Here is a 14,217-nt window from a genome sequence, read left to right as displayed (position 1 = left end):
GGCAGAGTTCATATGTTCCGAAAAACTATCCCAAGATCAGACATATGTGGGTGGATTTGACTCGATGGAGTCAGTGAGGCGGGAGCGAACTAGACTCGGGTCAACGGCGCACAAGAGCAGAGGGGAGTCGGATCCGTGAGCGGGTTGCTGGGCTCGATAGAGGGACCGCACGACGTCAAACGGCTCACTGTCGAGGAGTTGCCGCGGCTTGCGGGGGAGATCCGCGACCTGCTGGTCGACTCGTGCGCCAGGTTCGGCGGCCATCTGGGCCCCAACCTGGGGGTGGTCGAGCTCACCATCGCCATCCACCGGGTCTTCGACTCCCCTGACGACCCCGTCGTCTGGGACACCGGCCACCAGTCCTACGTGCACAAGGTCCTCACCGGACGGGCCGCCGGCTTCGAGGCGCTCAAGCAGGAGGGCGGCCTGTCGGGCTACCCGAGCCAGGCCGAGTCGGAGCACGACTTCGTGGAGAACTCCCACGCCTCGACCGCACTGTCCTACGCCGACGGCCTGGCCAAGGCGTTCAAGCTGCGCGGCGAGCAGGACCGCACGGTCGTGGCGGTGATCGGCGACGGCGCGCTGACCGGCGGCATGGCCTGGGAGGCGCTCAACAACATCGCCGCCGCCAAGGACCTGCGGCTCGTGATCGTGGTCAACGACAACGGCCGCTCCTACTCGCCCACGATCGGCGGCCTGGCCTCCCACCTGTCCTCCCTGCGGGTCAACCGCAGGTATGAGGACTTCCTCGACTACGTCAAGGACAAGCTGGGGAACGTTCCCGTGCTCTACGACGCCCTGCACGGCTTCAAGAAGGGCGTCAAGGACGTCCTGGCCCCGCAGGTGATGTTCGAGGACCTCGGGCTCAAATACGTCGGCCCCATCGACGGCCATGACGAGCAGGCCATGGAGGCGGCGCTGCGCAAGGCCCGCGACTTCCGCGGCCCCGTCATCGTCCACGCCCTCACCCAGAAGGGCCGCGGCTACACGCCGGCGGAGAATCACGACGAGGACCAGTTCCACTCGCCCGGCGCCTTCGACCGGGTCACCGGCGCGGAGAAGCCCAAGCCGCGCATCTGGACCAACGTCTTCAGCGAGGAGCTCGTCCGGCTCGGCAAGGAGCGCGAGGACCTCGTCGCGATCACCGCGGCCATGCTCCACCCGACGGGCCTCAACGCCTTCGCCGAGGCCTACCCCGAGCGCATCTACGACGTCGGCATCGCCGAGCAGCACGCGCTGACCAGCGCCGCCGGTCTCGCCCTCGGCGGCATGCACCCGGTCGTGGCCGTCTACGCCACGTTCCTCAACCGGGCCTTCGACCAGCTCCTCATGGACGTCGCGCTGCACCGGCTGCCCGTCACGGTGGTGCTCGACCGGGCCGGCGTCACGGGCGACGACGGCGCCAGCCACAACGGCATGTGGGACCTGTCGATCCTCCAGGTCGTCCCCGGGCTGCGGGTCGCGGTGCCGCGCGACGGCGACCGGCTGACCGAGCTGCTGCGCGAGGCCGTGCAGGTCACCGACGGCCCGACCGTGCTGCGCTTCCCCAAGGGCCCGGTCGCCGAGCCGGTCGAGCCCGTGGGCAAGCTGGGCGAGATGGACCTGCTGCGCACCCCCAAGGGCGACCCCGACGTGCTGCTGGTCGGCGTGGGCCCGATGGCGCAGCTCTGCATGGACGCCGCGGTCCTGCTCGACGCCCAGGGGATCGGGGCCACCGTGGTCGACCCGCGCTGGGTCAAGCCGCTCGACGAGGCGCTCGTGCTGGCCGCGAGCGCCCACAAGCTGGTGGCCGTCGTCGAGGACAACGGCCGCGTGGGCGCCGTGGGCGACGCCGTGGCCCGCCTGCTGCGCGACGCCGACGTCGACGTGCCCGTACGCACGTACGGCATCCCGCAGGAGTTCCTCGACCACGCCAAGCGGGCCGCGATCCTCGCCAAGGTCGGCCTGACCGGGCAGGACCTCGCCCGGCAGATCACCGAGGCGGTCGCGAAGCGGACCTCCCACGAGGTGCCCGCCCGCCACTGAGCGCCCGGCGTCCCGCGGCGGTGATCTCCGGCAGGGCGATCGCCGCCGCGTCGCGCCCTATCCCGACGGTGAGAGTGGATCCCGGCCACGCATGATCACTCAGGGCGTGGGAAGGATCACCGGCCGTGGACATCTTTCGCACGAAGAGTGTCGAGCAGTCGATCCGTGACACCGAGGATCCGGAGCACCAGCTGCGCAAACGCCTGACGGCCACCGACCTGACGGTCTTTGGCATCGGGGTGATCGTCGGCACCGGGATCTTCGTGCTCACGGGGCAGGTCGCCAAGGAGGTGGCGGGTCCGGCGGTGGCGCTCTCGTTCGTCGTCGCGGGCATCGTCTGCGGGCTGGCGGCCCTGTGCTACGCCGAGTTCGCCTCCACGATCCCGGTCGCCGGCTCGGCCTACACCTTCGCCTTCGCCACCCTGGGCGAGTTCCCCGCCTGGGTGATCGGCTGGGACCTGACCCTGGAGCTGGCGCTGGCCGCGGCCGTGGTGGCGGTCGGCTGGTCGGGCTACTTCGCCTCGATGCTGGCCTCCATCGGCATCCACCTGCCCGCCTCCCTCGCGGGCGAGAACCCTGTGGTCAACGTGCCCGCCATCCTCATCGTCCTCCTCCTCACCGTGATCCTGGTGATCGGGATCAAGGTCTCCTCGCGGGTCAACCTCATCCTGGTGATCACGAAGATCACGGTCGTGCTGCTGGTCATCGTGGCCGGGCTGTTCTTCGTCAAGGGGGCCAACTACACGCCGTTCATCCCCGAGGCGGTCTCCACGCCGCGGGTGGAAGGGCTGAAGGCGCCGCTGATCCAGGTGCTGTTCGGCGTCACGCCGGTCGCCTTCGGCGTGATGGGCATCTTCTCCGCCGCGGCGATCGTGTTCTTCGCGTTCATCGGCTTCGACATCGTGGCCACCGCCGCCGAGGAGACCATCCACCCGCAGCGCGACGTGCCGCGCGGCATCCTCGGCTCGCTGGCCATCTGCACGGCCCTGTACGTGGCCGTCTCGCTCGTCGTGGTCGGCATGCAGCGCTACGACCGGCTCAGCACCTCGGCGCCGCTGTCCGACGCGTTCACCTCGGTCGGCTACGGCTGGCTGGCCACGATCATCAGCGTCGGCGCCATCGCCGGCCTGACCACCGTGGTGCTCGTGCTGCTGCTCGGCCAGACCCGGGTGCTCTTCGCGATGTGCCGCGACGGGCTGCTGCCACGCCCGCTGGGCAAGGTCCACCCCCGCTTCGGCACCCCGGCCCGGCTCACGATCATCATCGGCGTGGTCACGATGGCGCTGGCCGGGTTCGTGTCGTTCGGCGAGCTGGCCGAGCTGGTCAACATCGGCACGCTCTTCGCGTTCGTGGTGGTCTCGATCGGGGTGGTCATCCTCCGGCGCACCCGGCCCGACCTGCCGAGGGCGTTCCGCGCGCCGCTCGTCCCGGTGCTGCCGGTCCTGTCGGTGCTGGCCTGCCTCTACCTCATGCTCAACCTGCCGGTGCAGACGTGGCTGAGGTTCCTGATCTGGATGATCATCGGCGTCGTCATCTACTTCGTCTACGGCTACCGCCACAGCAGGACGGTGAAGGCCGGCGTCAAGAGCGGCGGCTGAGGGGGCGGGCGCGCGCCGGATGGCGCGCGCCCCGCCTCTCGAGTCAGGTCAGAGCGAGGCGACGGCTCCCACCGCGGCCTTCATCGTGCAGCCGTTGCCGAAGACCTTGGCCCACTGCACCGCCCTGCCCTGCCACAGGCCGGCCACCACGACGGCGTGCGGCTGCAGCTCCTTCGTGCAGACGGCGTCCGGGGTGACGTTGAGCCGCTCGGGGTGCCCGTCCACCTTCTCCAGCAGCCGGCAGGCCGCGCGCGCGTTGGGGTGGGTGCCTCCCGCGGGCCCGCAGTTGAGCCAGGCCGTCTTGGTCACGCCGTCCTTGACGGCGTCGACGATCTTGAGCTGTGCCTTCGGGGGCGGCGCGGCCACGGCGGGCGACGACCCGCCCAGCGTGAAGGCTCCGCAGAGGGCGATGGCGCCGAGTGCTCTCATCATGAATACTCTCCGTTCGTAGAACGGTACTCAACGCTACGACGGAGGCTGGTGCGGGATAAAGGAGGCCCGCCGGGGGCGGGCCTCCTTCGGAGGATTCAGGCAGGCAGCGAGGCCACGCCGGCCGGCAGGAACCGCGGCCGGGCGATGCCCGTCCTGTCCAGGTACGGAGTGATCCCGCCCAGGTGGAACGGCCAGCCGGCCCCGAGGATCATGCACAGGTCGATGTCCTGCGGCGCGGCGACCACGCCCTCGTCCAGCATGATGCGGACCTCCCTGGCCAGCGCCGCCAGGACGCGCTCGCGCACCTGCTCGGCGGTGGACGGGGACGTGCCGCCCGAGAAGAGGGCGACCGCCTCCGGGTCGAGCGTGAAGTCGGGCCGGTAGACGCCCGGCTTGCCCGCGGCGACCAGCTTGGCCATGTTCTCCGAGACGCCGAAGCGGTCGGGGAAGGCCTCGTGCAGCGTCTCGGCGACGTGCAGGCCGACGGCCGGGCCGACGAGCTGCAGCAGCGCGAACGGCGACATCGGCAGCCCGAGCCCGTCCAGCGCGTGCTCGGCCACCTCCAGCGGCGTGCCCTCGTCCACGGCCTTCACGACCTCGCCCATGAAGCAGGTCAGCAGCCGGTTGACCACGAACGCCGGGGCGTCCTTGACCAGCACCGACGACTTCTTCAGCGACTTGCCCACCGCGAACGCCGTGGCCAGCGTGGCGTCGTCCGTCGCGGCGCCGCGGATGATCTCCAGCAGCGGCATGACGGCGACCGGGTTGAAGAAGTGGAACCCGACCAGCCGCTCGGGGTGCGCCAGCCCGGCGCCCATCTCGGTCAGGGAGAGCGAGGAGGTGTTCGTGGCCAGCACGCACTCGGCCGAGACCACGGCCTCCACCTCGGCGAACACCTGCTTCTTGACCGCCATGTCCTCGAACACGGCCTCGATCACGAAGTCGGCGTCGGCGAAGGCGTCCTTCGTCAGCGACCCGGTCACCAGGGCCTTGAGCCGGTTGGCCTGGTCGGCCGAGACGCGGCCCTTGCCGAGGAGCTTGTCGACCTCGGCGTGCACGTAGCCGACGCCCTTGTCGAGCCGGGCCTGGTCGAGGTCGGTCAGCACGACCGGCACCTCCAGGCGGCGCGCGAACAGCAGCGCCATCTGCGAGGCCATCAGCCCCGCGCCCACCACGCCGACCTTGGTGACCTTGCGGGCCAGCGACCGGTCGGGCGCGCCGGCGGGCCGCTTGGCGCGGCGCTGCACCAGGTCGAACGAGTAGAGCCCGGCCCGCAGCTCGTCACCCATCAGCAGGTCGGCCAGCGCCTCGTCCTCGGCGGCGAAGCCCTCGTCGCGGGAGGCCGTGCGGGCCTGGGCGATCAGGTCGAGCGCGCGGTAGGGGGCGGGCGAGGCGCCGCGCAGCTTCATGTCCACCAGGAAGCGCGCGTCGGCGACCGTCTTGTCCCAGTCCTCCTCGGGAGATGGCCGCTCCACGGCCAGCTCGCCCGTGACCACGCGGGCGGCCCAGCGCAGCGACTCCTCCAGGAAGTCGGCGGGCTCGAACATCGCGTCCGCGACGCCCAGCTCGTACGCCTCCTTGCCCTTGATCATGCGGTTCTGCGAGAGCGGGTTCTCGATGACGAGCTTGATCGCCTTCGCCGGGCCGATCAGGCGGGGCAGGAGCTGCGTGCCGCCCCAGCCCGGCACCAGGCCGAGGAAGCACTCCGGCAGCGCCACCGCGGGCACGCCCGAGGAGATGGTCCGGTACGTGCAGTGCAGCGCCACCTCCAGCCCGCCGCCCATCGCGGCGCCGTTCACGAACGCGAACGACGGGATCCCCAGCTCGCCCAGCCTGCGGAACACGTGGTGGCCCAGCGCGCCGATGGCCAGGGCCTCCTCGCGCGTGGACAGCGCGGACGCGCCCTTGAGGTCGGCGCCGACGGCGAAGATGAACGGCTTGCCCGTCACGCCCACCGCGGCCAGGTCGGTGCGCTCGGCGATCTCCGACAGCGCGCCGTTGAGCGCGAACAGGCCGTTGGGGCCGAACGTGTTGGGCTTGGTGTGGTCGAAGCCGTTGTCCAGCGTGATCAGCGCCATCGTGCCGGCGCCGTAGGGGAGCTGGACGTCGCGCACGAGCGCCTTGGTGACGACTTCGTCGGTGTTGCGCCCGCCCAGCAGCGCGCGCCAGTTGTCGACGTTGCTCATGCGAGGTTCTCCCAGATCACAGTGCCGCCCATGCCCATGCCGACGCACATGGTGGTGATGCCGTACCGCACGTCGGGACGCTCGCCGAACTGCCGCGCGAGCTGCGTCATCAGCCGCACGCCCGAGGAGGCGAGCGGGTGCCCGTAGGCGATCGCGCCGCCGTACTGGTTCACGCGGGGATCGTCGTCGGCGATCCCGAAGTGGTCGAGGAAGGCCAGCACCTGCACGGCGAACGCCTCGTTGATCTCGAACAGCCCGATGTCGGAGAGGTCCAGTCCGGCCAGCCGGAGCGCCCGCTCCGTGGACGGGATCGGCCCGACGCCCATGACCTCGGGGTCCACGCCCGCGAACGCGTAGGAGACGAGCCGCATCTTCGCGCCCAGCCCCAGCTCGTCCGCGACCTCCTTGGCGGCCACGACGCACCCGGTGGCGCCGTCGTTGATGCCGGAGGAGTTGCCCGCCGTGACGTTGCCGTGCGGGCGGAACGGCGTCTTGAGCGCGCTCAGCCCTTCCACGGTGGTGCCGGGCCGCGGCGCCTCGTCCTCGACCGCCAGGCCCCAGCCCTTCTCGGCCGTCCTGATCGCGGTCGGCACCAGGTCGGGCTGGATCTTGCCGTCGGCGTAGGCCTTGGCCGCCCGCTCCTGCGACAGCACCGCGTACGCGTCCGCGCGGTCCTTGGTGATGTGCGGGTAGCGGTCGTGCAGGTTCTCCGCCGTCATGCCCATGACCAGCGCGCTCGGGTCGACCAGCTTCTCCGACAGGAAGCGCGGGTTGGGATCGACGCCCTCGCCCATCGGGTGGCGGCCCATGTGCTCGACGCCGCCGGCGATGGCCACGTCGTACGCGCCGAACGCGATGCCGCCCGCCACCGTGGTGACCGCGGTCATCGCGCCCGCGCACATGCGGTCGATCGCGTAGCCGGGCACGCTCTTGGGCAGCCCGGCCAGCACCGCCGCCGCCCGGCCGATGGTCAGGCCCTGGTCGCCGATCTGCGTGGTCGCGGCGATGGCGACCTCGTCCACTCGCTCCGGGGGCAGGTTGGGATTGCGCCGGACGAGCTCGCGGATGACGCGGACGACCAGGTCGTCGGCGCGGGTCTCCGCGTACAGCCCTTTCGGTCCTGACCTGCCGAAGGGCGTGCGCACGCCGTCGACGAACACGACGTCACGAGAGGAAGGCACGGATTCGCTCCTCGTTGTTAGGGTTCCGTGCCTATGCTACTCGTCAGTAACTACTCCGCAGACGAGGGCGGCGGTCAGCAATGTGTAAACGAGCGCCGTGGCCGGCTCCCAGAGATGGGCGCGGGCCCCGACCAGGGCCGCGACCGCCACGGCCGCGCCCGTCCAGAGCGCCGCGCCCTCTCTCCGGCGCACGCCTCGGCCGGGGTCCCACGGATCGCCAGGTGACCCGCCCGACCGCAGGGCGCGCGCCAGTGTCCCCAGCGCGTCACCTGCCCACCACAGGACGAACAACACCCCGGCCGCGAGACTCATCAGCGCCAGCGCCTCGGTGGCCCGGCCCAGGGAGTCGGCGAAGCCGTACAGGGCGGCCTCCCGGAACAGGCGTGGCGCGGTCCAGCCGAGCAGCAGCGTCACCGCCCAGCAGCAGGCCACGGCCAGCCGGCTGAGGGGGCGCACGCGGCCGGTGCGGGGGGCGGCGTACAGTTCGCGCTCCTTACGGTGGACGTGCCGGGCGTGGGTGCCCCAGACGTACTGCGTGATCGCCTGCGCGGGCACCGCGGCCGCGAAGACCACCAGCGACAGCACGGCCAGCGGCAGCGTCTGCTCCCTCGTCTGCGCCCGGTCGGCGAGCAGCTGGGCGGTGGCCAGCAGCGCGATCGAGGCGGAGAGCGCGACGAAGGCCCGGCGGCGGGCGGTCCTGGCCCTGGCCCGCAGCCCGGCCAGTTCCTGGGCGCCTGGAGGGGGCGCCATCTCGGTCAACAGCATGAATGTCATCATGGCGTCACTCTGCGTGGTGACGCCCTGGATTCTCGTGCTTTGGATGGAGCTCCTCGCCGGGCACGCAACAGTGGCAGCCCCGAGGATTGCCACTTTTATCTGCAAGGCGCGACAGTCCTGGAATCATCGGTAACTCGGTGAGCTACGCGCCGCCACCTGGCGGAACGCGTTTCTCTTGTGGGGTGGGTGAAGGGGGGCGCGTGAGTCAGGGTCCGGAACACGTGGTGGATGCCTCGCCGCGGCGCAGGAGGCGGCGTGCGCGTGGCCCGCGAAGGCGGGTCTCCACGCTGGGGTGGGTCGGCATCGGGATGACGCTGGTGCTGGTGGTCGTGTCGGTCGGGGCGTACGCGTACTACCGGCACATCGAGAGCGAGATCTCTCGTGAGCCCATCGCCGTCGGCGCGAGCCGCCCGCCGGACACCGGGGCGCTCAACGTCCTGCTCGTCGGCTCCGACTCCCGTGAGGGCGACAACAAGAGGTACGGCCCCCACCTCAAGGAGATCGGCGAGCGCACCGACACGATCATGTTGCTGCACATCTCCCCGAACCGGGACAAGGCCACCATGATCAGCTTCCCGCGCGACTCCATGGTCACGATCCCGGAGTGCAGGAGCCGTACCGGCGCCGTGATCCCCGGTGGCCTGCGCCAGATCAACGCCGCCTTCAACGAGGGCGGCATCAACTGCACGATCAAGACCCTCGAGTCGCTCACCAACATCAGGATCGACCACTTCGTGAAGGTCGACTTCACCGGCTTCAAGGGCATCATCGACGCCATCGGCGGCATCGAGATCTGCCTGCCCAAGGCCGTCAACGACCCCAAGGCCAAGCTGGTGCTCAGCGAGGGCCGGCACGTGGTCAACGGCGAGCAGGCACTGGGGTACGTGCGCACCCGCTACGCGCTGGGCGACGGCAGCGACCTGAGCAGGATCCAGCGCCAGCAGGTCTTCCTCACCAAGGTGCTGCAGGCGGTCACCGACGGCGGCCTGCTCACCGACCCGGCCAAGCTGAACTCGTTCCTGCTGGCCGCCACCAAGGCCGTCACCCTGGACGACCAGCTCACGCTCGACCGCATGGTGGACATCGCCTTGAGCGTCAGGGGTCTGACGGCCAAAGAGCTCAAGGGCATCACGGTGCCCACCGAGCCCTACCCGGCGGACAAGAACCGGGTCCAGTTCAGCCAGCCGGCCGCGCGCGACTTCTTCGAGAGCGTGCGCCAGGACGTCGAGGTCACCGCCGCCCCCGCGCCCGGCAAGTCCGCCGCGCCCAAGATCGAGAACAAGCAGGTGCGCGTCCAGGTGCTCAACGGCACGGGGGAGCAGGGCAAGGCGCTGAAGGTGGCCGACGAGCTGGCCGCCCAGGGGTTCGTCATCACGGAGGTCGGCAACGTCGCCGCCACCCCGAAGACCGCCCTGCGGTACGCCAAGAAGGACGCCACCGACGGGCCCGCCTACGGGGACGCGGTGGCGGCGCGGCTGTCGAAGGAGAAGAGGACGCCCGTGGCCGGCAAGGTCAAGCCGATCACCACGCAGCCGTACAGGTCCAAGGCCGGTGTCCAGGTCCCCGGCGGGCCGATCGTCCAGCTCGTCATCGGGGCGGACTGGCCCGGCGTGCGGGTCGTGTCGGCGATCCCCGACTCCCTCAAGGACAAGGTCGTCGACTCCAACACCAACCCCTGCCTTTAATTTCCTGACTTTGCGGCTTGACAGGCCGCCCGGACCACGTCCAGGCGGCCCGTCCCGTCCGCCGTGCCCCGCGACCCCGGAGCGTGCCCGGGCGGGTGAACTCCGTGGTCAAAGGGGGTTCCGGAGGGCCGATCGGCTCACCAACAGCGCGCTCTCGATCTCCCAGAGTGACGAATGTTACAGAGAGTGTTTTTAGGGAAACATGTGAAATTTCCGGACAAGTGATGGTCGGGTCTGTTAAGAAGGGCGCGGTCCGAATTCGTACTAGAGAGGTTCATCGTGGCGCGCGACGAGAACGACAGGCCTTATGAGGATGGGCAGGGGAGGTCGTTAAACCCGGATCTGACGGGCGACGTGCTTTCCCCACGGTGGAGCACCGATGACACCGACGAGCAGCCCGCCATCCAGGTCGTCGGCAACGAGACCTACATCCTCCCGCTCGACAAGAGCGAGCCCCAGCTCATCGGGGGCCGCGACCTGCTCGACGACGGCCCGCACGACGTCCTCGGCGGTCAGAACGACCCGCTCGACGCGGGCCGGCGCGACGTGTACGGCGACCCGCTCGACGTGGAAGGCCGGCGTGACACGTACGTGGCCGGCGACCCCCTGGACGGCAGCCACCGCGACGTCTACGTGGCCGGCGACCCGCTCGACGGCAGCCACCGCGACGTCTACGGCGGGGCCAGCGGTCCCCACGAGGTCCTGGACGCCGACGACCTCGGCGGGCACAGCGGCTCCCATCGCCTCGAGGACGACAACCCGTACCTCCCGCTCGACCGCGGCTACGACGGTGGGCTCGACGACGACCACGACGACGACCGGCCCAAGCGCGGCTTCCTCGGCTCGGGCTGGACGGAGGACTCGGACGGCAAGCGTCCGGAGGACAGGCGCTCGGGCGGGCGTTCCGGCGGCGGCAACGGCGACGACGGCGGCGAGGTGCGCCGGCGCACCAGGAAGCTGCTGGTGGTCGCGGCCGCGGTGGTGCTGGTCGGCGTCGGCGCCGGCTTCATGCTCACGGGCAACTCCTCCGACGACCCCTGCAAGGGCGGTCAGTGCGCCAGCGCGGGCGAGGTGACGAGCCCCTCGGAGAGCGCGGCCCCCGAGGACACGACCTCGGAGGAGGAGACTCCCGAGACCGAGGATACGGACACCCCGGAGCCGACCGAGTCCGAGTCCGATACCCCGGATACGACCGCGCCCACGCGGGCGGCCCGGCCCACGCGCGAGCCCTCGACCCGTCCGACGAACACGCGCACCGGCGAGCCGACGGAGAAGGCGAGCACCAGGCCCACCCGCGCCCCGCAGAACCAGACCAACGGCAACGACGACAGCCCGAACACGACGAGCGACACGGACGACAGGAACAACCGGGACAACCAGGACAGCCGGGACGACACGGTGTCGACCAAGGCGCCGGAGTCGAGGTCCACCCAGGCTCCCTCCACGCAGGCGCCGCCGCAGACCCAGGCGCCCGCGCCCACGCCCACCAAGGAGAGCAAGGGAATTCTGGACATCCTGTTCCCCTGGGCCTGAGACATGCGAGGATGCGGATCCAGGTGCTGATCTGGCAGACTTGGAAACCGCTTTCCGGGGAGGTCTCGTGGTCACGCTTGAGGACGTCGCCAAGCAGGCGGGCGTCTCGCTCGCGACAGCCTCGCGGGTGCTCAACGGCAGCACCCGCCAGGTGGGCGCCACCCTGCGGGCGCGGGTCGAGCAGGCCGCGGACGAGCTGGGCTACCGCGCCAACATCGCCGCCCAGACGCTCGCCCGAGGGGCCAGCAACGTCATCGGCATCGTCGTCCACGACCTGACCGACCCCTACTTCGCGGCCCTGGCCGACGGGGCGATGCGGGCTGCCGCCACCGAGGGCCTGCTCGTCATGGTGGGCACCACGCACCGCGACCCCGAGCAGGAGATCGCCTACGTGGCCACGCTGAACGCCCAGCGCGTGCGGGCGGTGCTGCTGGTCGGCTCGCGCGTCGCCGACCACGCCGTCACCGGCCGCCTGCGCGACGAGCTCGCCCGCTACCAGTCGGGCGGCGGCCGGGCCGCCTGCGTGGGCCAGGACCTGCTCGGCGTCGACACCGTCGCGCCCGCCAACAGGGCGGGCGCGGCCGAGCTGGCCCGCGCGCTGGCCGGGCTCGGGCACACGCGGTTCGCGGTGCTGGCCGGGCCGCCGCACCTGGTGACGGCGGCCGACCGCTGCGCCGGGTTCGCCGGGGCGCTGGAGGAGCTGGGGCTGCCCGCGCCGCACGTCATCCACGGGCCGTTCGACCGCGACGGCGGCTACGCGGCGGCCCAGCAGGTCAAGGACGCGACCTGCGTGTTCGCGGTCAACGACGTGATGGCGGTCGGGGCGCTCGCGGCCTACAGGGAGCGCGGGGTCCGGGTGCCGGAGGACGTCTCGGTGGCCGGGTTCGACGACATCGTGACGTTGCGGGACCACGTGCCCGCGCTGACGACCGTGCGGCTGCCCCTGACGGACATGGGCGCGCGGGCTCTGGAGCTCGCGCTGGCGGAGACGGACGAGATCGTGGTCGAGCAGGTCGCGGGCGAGGTCGTGCTGCGAGAGAGCGTACGGAGGATGGCGTGAAGCTGGCCGTCAGCACCCTGGGGATGCCCGGTGAAGGGCTGGACAGGGCGATCGAGATCGCGGCCGGCGGCGGCTGCCAGGGCCTGGAGCTGCGCCTGCACCCGGACACCGGGGTTCACGGCGGCCTCGACGCCGCGCAGCGGCGCTCGGTGCGCGAACGGGTCGAGCGGGCGGGCCTGGAGATCGCCGCGCTCGCCGGTTATGCCAAGGTCTGTGCGCCTGGACCGGACGAACCGGTCATCGAGGAGCTCCTCACCGACCTCCGGCTCGCCGCCGACCTGGGCGCCCCCGCGGTGCGGGTGTTCCCGGGCGGCGACGATCCCGCGGTCGGCGCCCGCCGGCTCAAGGCGGTCTCCGGTACGGCCGCCGCGCTCGGCGTCCGCGTCCTCGTCGAGACGCACGACCACCTGGCCACCGGCGCCGCCGTGGCCGGGCTGCTGGCCGAGGCGGGCTGCCCCGAGACCACCGGCGCGATCTGGGACCTGCTGCACCCGTGGCGCCACGGCGAGCCCCCGGCCGACACGCTGGCCGCGCTGGGCCCGTACCTCTCCTACGTCCAGGTCAAGGACGCGGTCTCGGCCGAGGACACCACGCCGGTGCCCATGTGGACGGGGTCGGTGCCGCTGGAGGAGTCGGGCGAGCTGCTGCGCGCGGCCGGTTACGACGGATGGGTGTCGCTGGAGTGGGAGCGCACCTGGTATCCGCAGGTCGCCCCGGTCGAGGAGATCCTCCCGGGGGCGGCTGACTGGGTGCGGCGTTTCGCCCTTTAGATACCTTTCGCCGCTTAGATAGGGGGATGCCCCTATCTAAGCGGAACAAGGTGCTGGTCGTCGGGATGGACGGCCTGCGGTTCGACCGCCTCCAGGCTCTGGGCGCGCCCGTGCTGGGCTCGCTCATGTCCTCCGGCGCGTACGGCACCAGCAAGCTCCCCTACGGCGAGGCCGGGACGCCGCGCACGGAGTCGCCCGGCCAGGTCGTCCCCAAGGCCCCCGAGCCGGGCGGGCGCGTCATCGCCTCGCGGACGGACTCGGGCCCCGGCTGGTCGTCGATCGCCACCGGAGTCTGGCCGGACAAACACGGCGTAGTGGACAACGGCTTCGCAAACCCCCGTTTCACGAAATATCCGGACTTCTTGACTCGTGCGAAGCATGCGCGGCCGGAGCTCAGCACCGCCGCGTTCTTCTCCTGGAGGGCGCTGGAGGAGCACGGGGCGTTCAGCCGGGCCATCGACCACCGGTTCGTCCTGGAGGGCTACGAGTTCGGCTCCTGGGCCGAGGCCGACAGGCGGGTCGCCGAGGCCGCCGAGTGGCACCTGGCGGCGGCCGACCCCGACGCCGTCTTCGTGTATCTCGGCGACACCGATGAGGTGGCCCACGACCTCGGCCCTCATTGCCCCGAGTACTTCGAGGCGCTCCAGACCCAGGACGCCTACCTGGGGCGGCTGCTCGACACGGTGCGGGGACGGTCCTCGTACCCGGGGGAGCGCTGGACGGTGCTGATCACGACCGACCACGGGCACGTGGACGAGGGTGGCCACGGCGGGACGTCGGACGAGGAGCGCACGGTGTTCGTGATCGCGAACCGGCTGGAGGAGGACCTGGGCGGCCGCTCGCTCGGCGAGCCGCGCCTGGTCGACGTGGGGCCGACGGCGCTGGGCGCCCTGGGCGTCGAGGTCGACCCCGCCTGGGACCTGGACGGCGCGGATCTTTTCATCACCCGTTGAATTTCTTCCCCGGAAGA

11 protein-coding genes are annotated in these 14,217 nt (G+C 71.2%); 7 read left to right on the top strand and 4 right to left on the bottom strand.

Going from position 1 to position 14,217, the window contains the following annotated elements; all coding sequences use genetic code 11:
• Positions 1-144 precede the first annotated feature (144 nt).
• Together dxs and H4W80_RS20205 are read left to right on the top strand one after the other, a co-directional pair.
• Entirely contained in the window at positions 145-2,025 is a 1,881-nt protein-coding gene (gene dxs / locus H4W80_RS20210) for a 1-deoxy-D-xylulose-5-phosphate synthase (RefSeq protein WP_192793624.1), read from the top strand.
• Between the two features lie 125 nt (positions 2,026-2,150).
• On the top strand, positions 2,151-3,623 hold the full coding sequence (locus H4W80_RS20205; protein ID WP_192786517.1) for an amino acid permease: 1,473 nt from the start codon (positions 2,151-2,153) through the stop codon (positions 3,621-3,623).
• A gap of 48 nt (positions 3,624-3,671) precedes the next feature.
• On the opposite strand, the gene H4W80_RS20200 is transcribed toward H4W80_RS20205, so the two are convergent.
• The 4 genes from H4W80_RS20200 to H4W80_RS20185 form a co-directional block, all read right to left on the bottom strand.
• Positions 3,672-4,055 (bottom strand): SSI family serine proteinase inhibitor, encoded by a 384-nt coding sequence (locus tag H4W80_RS20200; RefSeq protein ID WP_192786516.1) that lies wholly within the window; start codon positions 4,053-4,055, stop codon positions 3,672-3,674.
• A gap of 95 nt (positions 4,056-4,150) precedes the next feature.
• On the bottom strand, positions 4,151-6,241 hold the full coding sequence (locus tag H4W80_RS20195) for a 3-hydroxyacyl-CoA dehydrogenase NAD-binding domain-containing protein (protein WP_192786515.1): 2,091 nt from the start codon (positions 6,239-6,241) through the stop codon (positions 4,151-4,153).
• Positions 6,238-7,401, bottom strand: a complete 1,164-nt coding sequence (locus tag H4W80_RS20190) for a thiolase family protein (RefSeq protein ID WP_378526618.1) — start codon at positions 7,399-7,401, stop codon at positions 6,238-6,240. The genes H4W80_RS20195 and H4W80_RS20190 overlap by 4 nt, the downstream gene beginning before the upstream one ends.
• A 57-nt stretch (positions 7,402-7,458) precedes the next feature.
• The gene (locus H4W80_RS20185; RefSeq protein WP_192786513.1) at positions 7,459-8,187 is read right to left on the bottom strand and encodes a hypothetical protein; all 729 of its coding nucleotides are present in this window, start codon (positions 8,185-8,187) and stop codon (positions 7,459-7,461) included.
• A gap of 212 nt (positions 8,188-8,399) precedes the next feature.
• Between H4W80_RS20185 and H4W80_RS20180 the strand changes: the two genes are divergently transcribed.
• The 5 genes from H4W80_RS20180 to H4W80_RS20160 all read left to right on the top strand — a co-directional run bounded on the left by H4W80_RS20180 (position 8,400) and on the right by H4W80_RS20160 (position 14,200).
• Positions 8,400-9,884 (top strand): LCP family protein, encoded by a 1,485-nt coding sequence (locus H4W80_RS20180; RefSeq protein ID WP_318786960.1) that lies wholly within the window; start codon positions 8,400-8,402, stop codon positions 9,882-9,884.
• Positions 9,885-10,238: 354 nt separating this feature from the next.
• On the top strand, positions 10,239-11,417 hold the full coding sequence (locus H4W80_RS20175; RefSeq protein WP_192786512.1) for a hypothetical protein: 1,179 nt from the start codon (positions 10,239-10,241) through the stop codon (positions 11,415-11,417).
• Positions 11,418-11,484: 67 nt separating this feature from the next.
• On the top strand, positions 11,485-12,477 hold the full coding sequence (locus H4W80_RS20170) for a LacI family DNA-binding transcriptional regulator (RefSeq protein WP_192786511.1): 993 nt from the start codon (positions 11,485-11,487) through the stop codon (positions 12,475-12,477).
• The gene (locus H4W80_RS20165) at positions 12,474-13,247 is read left to right on the top strand and encodes a sugar phosphate isomerase/epimerase family protein (protein WP_192786510.1); all 774 of its coding nucleotides are present in this window, start codon (positions 12,474-12,476) and stop codon (positions 13,245-13,247) included. Before H4W80_RS20170 ends, H4W80_RS20165 begins: the two co-directional genes overlap by 4 nt.
• 26 nt (positions 13,248-13,273) lie before the next feature.
• The gene (locus tag H4W80_RS20160; protein ID WP_192786509.1) at positions 13,274-14,200 is read left to right on the top strand and encodes an alkaline phosphatase family protein; all 927 of its coding nucleotides are present in this window, start codon (positions 13,274-13,276) and stop codon (positions 14,198-14,200) included.
• Positions 14,201-14,217: the final 17 nt, after the last annotated feature.

Origin of the sequence: Nonomuraea angiospora, from assembly GCF_014873145.1 — a bacterium.
GTDB lineage: Bacteria > Actinomycetota > Actinomycetes > Streptosporangiales > Streptosporangiaceae > Nonomuraea > Nonomuraea angiospora.
Note: the sequence above shows the minus strand (reverse complement) of the source record. Positions and strands in the feature narration are given on the sequence as shown.

What these genes read in the sequence shown, in the direction of transcription:
- H4W80_RS20160 (WP_192786509.1), top strand. Translation starts at nt 13,274, where the DNA reads ATGCCCCTATCTAAGCGGAACAAGGTGCTGGTCGTCGGGATGGACGGC.
- H4W80_RS20185 (WP_192786513.1), bottom strand. Translation starts at nt 8,187, where the DNA reads ATGCTGTTGACCGAGATGGCGCCCCCTCCAGGCGCCCAGGAACTGGCC.
- H4W80_RS20200 (WP_192786516.1), bottom strand. Translation starts at nt 4,055, where the DNA reads ATGATGAGAGCACTCGGCGCCATCGCCCTCTGCGGAGCCTTCACGCTG.
- H4W80_RS20195 (WP_192786515.1), bottom strand. Translation starts at nt 6,241, where the DNA reads ATGAGCAACGTCGACAACTGGCGCGCGCTGCTGGGCGGGCGCAACACC.